Here is a 3,200-nt window from a genome sequence, read left to right as displayed (position 1 = left end):
GATGGCTCCTCTAACATCGACATCAATGTTTCTGTCGGTACAATTTTCTCCGTGTTGCGCTGTCCAGAAGGTGCTGACCCGACAATCGCGTCGTCCTTCCAGCAACCTGGAACCAGCCAGGTTGCGGCCGGATATGCCGTCTACGGCCCGACCACACTGCTGGTACTCACTGTCGGGGATGGTGTCGTCTGTTTCACGCTCGATCGTGAATACGGCTCCTTCGTACTCACCCACGAGAACATGCGGATTCCTGCCGAAACCAAAGAATTCGCCATCAATATGTCGAACGCGCGTTTCTGGGATGCGCCTATCAAAGGCTATATCGACGACCTGCTGGAGGGTTCGAGCGGTCCTCGCGGCAAGGACTTCAACATGCGCTGGGTGGCCGCGATGGTTGCTGACGTGCATCGAATCATGACGCGAGGCGGCGTATTCCTTTATCCGATAGACAGCAGAAACCGTGACAAGGGCGGCAAGTTACGTCTGATGTACGAAGCCAACCCGATGGCCTTTGTCGTCGAGCAGGCGGGCGGCGCGGCAACCACCGGTTCCGAACGCATCATGGATATTGTGCCTACCGGCTTGCATCAGCGTGTTTCGGTCGTTCTCGGCTCGAAGAGTGAAGTTGAAACCGTTGAACGCTACTATCGGGAAGACACCGGACAGTAAGATTTATCGTTGCTACGGAAATCCCTCTGCTATCCCGCAGCAAGGTCAGTTCGTCGCCTGTATGTCGAAGTCGTACAGCCAGCGTGCGTGTAAGTTGCGAAACCAGCACAAGGGCGGTGAGACCAACACCGCTCAGATGGCCGCAAAGCGCCGATAAAGAAAGTACGCTTCGCAGCCTGCCGATACCGAGAAGCCTATGAGTATCTGTATCAGGCCGGTGAACATGCTCAATACGGTCGTCTGCAGAACGACGGGCAATGGCCGCCCCCAGCAAGACCACCCCAAAAGCGCAGTTACGTTTCGGAAGATTTGAGCATTAACTTACTCGCTCAAGAAAAGCGAGTGAACTTTTCTTGCGGCACGGACACAGAATATCTATCAACATCTGATTGGTGTGCGCATGCTGGATGCCGCATAATGTTTGCCAGCCGGCCCATGAATGAACTAGACTTCTGCGGGTAGGCTCCCGACAGCTGAACAGCTGCTTGCGGTACCGACATTAATCCTCCGAAACAGTTTCTTATAACACCACCTTGATCGGTCAGGTTGATGCCGGGCCTGTTGCCCTCTTTTGGGGCAGTTGACACTGGCACTGATACAATTATGACATTCGCTCTTTTGCTAGCCGACACCTGGGTCGAACCCGGTCTACATTTCGATCTGCGGCTATTTGTTGACACATTTTCATTTCACCGTTGCCTGCGACCCGTAGCCGGCTCACAACCCACTTGGCGGTTCTCGCAACTTATGTAATGCTTATCCCCCGTTCCGGTTCATCTTGGCGCTAAACCCGCCTTGCCTTAGCCGATGGTCGTAAAAACCTTTTGGAGTACCTGACCGATGCCACATACCAAAAAATCCAAAGTTGACGGCGTAGCTTTTCACGCCGAGATCGATGAAAAGCTGCTTACATCAGTTGCAGCCGAGCCCATCACGGCAAACAACAAGGAACTCTATAAAGCGCTCTCGCTGGTTGCACGCGATGAGCTTTCTCAGCGCTGGGTAAAGACTCAGGTAGATGATCGCAAGAACAAGGCACGCCGCATCTACTACATGTCGATGGAATTTCTGGTCGGACGCACATTGAACAACGCCCTCTCGGCACTCAATCTGCGCGATAACGCGGAGGCTGCGTTCTCGGCAGCGGGAGGACCTTCGCTCACAGATATCATCGAATGCGAACCCGATGCCGCGCTTGGCAATGGCGGCCTCGGCCGATTGGCCGCGTGTTTTCTCGACTCGATGGCCACGCTGGAACTGCCATCCTGGGGTTATGGCATGCGCTATGAGTATGGCATGTTTGCGCAATCGATCATCAATGGCGGCCAGGTGGAGCACCCTGATTCCTGGCTGGTCGACGGAACCCCATGGGAGTTTCCGCGGCCCGGCACGCACTTCACCGTTAATTTTGGCGGCACTTCCGAACATCATGGCGAATGGGCCGAATGGAATCCCGCCGAGGCGGTGGAAGGACGAGCGTTTGACTATGTGATTCCGGGCCACGGTACGAAGCGGGTGAGTACGCTCAGGCTCTGGAAGGCAGGGGCGCCGGCTCAGATCGACCTGAATGCCTTCAACTCCGGCGACTACGCGCGCGCCGCCGAATTCAAGAACAGGTTCGAGAACATTTCCTGGGTGCTTTACCCGAACGATACGACCCCAGCTGGTCGCGAACTACGCCTGAGGCAGGAGTACTTCTTCGTTTCTGCGTCGCTTCAGGACATTTTGTTTCATCACCTGGAAGAGTACGGCACCGTCAGCAATCTGGTCGAGCAGGTTGCCATTCACTTGAACGACACGCATCCGGCGATCAGCGTCGCCGAGCTCATGCGATTGTTGTGTGACGAACACGGCATGCTCTGGGCCGAAGCCTGGAATCAATGCCGGCGCATCTTTTCCTACACCAATCACACTCTGATGCCCGAGGCACTGGAGACTTGGCCGGTAAGCTTGATGACCGGTCTGCTCCCACGTCACATGCGCATCATCTACCGCATCAATCAGGACTTTCTCGACGGGGTTGCGAAGCGCTTCCCCGGCGATGTCGACCTGCTTCGTCGCGTCTCTTTGATCGATGACGCCGATGGCAATCCAGACAACAAACGTGTGCGCATGGCCCACCTGAGCATCGTTGGCAGCCATCGGGTGAATGGGGTTTCGCAGTTGCATTCGGACCTGATGGTTCAGACGATCTTTGCCGACTTTGCCAAGCTTTACCCAAATCTGTTCGACAACAAGACCAACGGCGTCACACCGCGTCGCTGGCTGGCACAGGCCAACCCCGGGCTGTCAGCTCTGCTCGACGAGCGTATTGGTGACGGTTGGCGGCTTAACCTCGACCTCCTGCAGAAACTGCGGCCACGCGCAGCAACAAGTTGCGACTTGCGGATTACATCAAGCGCGAGACAGGCGTCATTCTCAACCCGGACAGCATGTTCGATGTGCAGGTGAAGCGTATTCACGAATACAAACGGCAACTGCTCAATGTTCTGCATGTCATGACCCGATACAACGCGATTCTGCACGGACTC

General features: G+C 55.5%; 1 protein-coding gene and 1 pseudogene. Both read left to right on the top strand.

The features are described 5' to 3' along the window. A partial coding sequence (locus tag PROAA_RS07255) for a class 1 fructose-bisphosphatase (RefSeq protein ID WP_186410706.1) occupies nucleotides 1–669 on the top strand: 669 nt, incomplete at its 5' end. Between the two features lie 840 nt (nucleotides 670–1,509). Next, a pseudogene (gene glgP / locus PROAA_RS07250) lies at nucleotides 1,510–3,200 on the top strand (glycogen/starch/alpha-glucan family phosphorylase); the annotation flags it as partial.

The sequence above is a fragment of the Candidatus Propionivibrio aalborgensis genome (assembly GCF_900089945.1).
GTDB lineage: Bacteria > Pseudomonadota > Gammaproteobacteria > Burkholderiales > Rhodocyclaceae > Propionivibrio > Propionivibrio aalborgensis.
The sequence above is the reverse complement of the archived record's forward strand: the minus strand, read 5'-3'. Positions and strand labels throughout refer to the sequence as shown.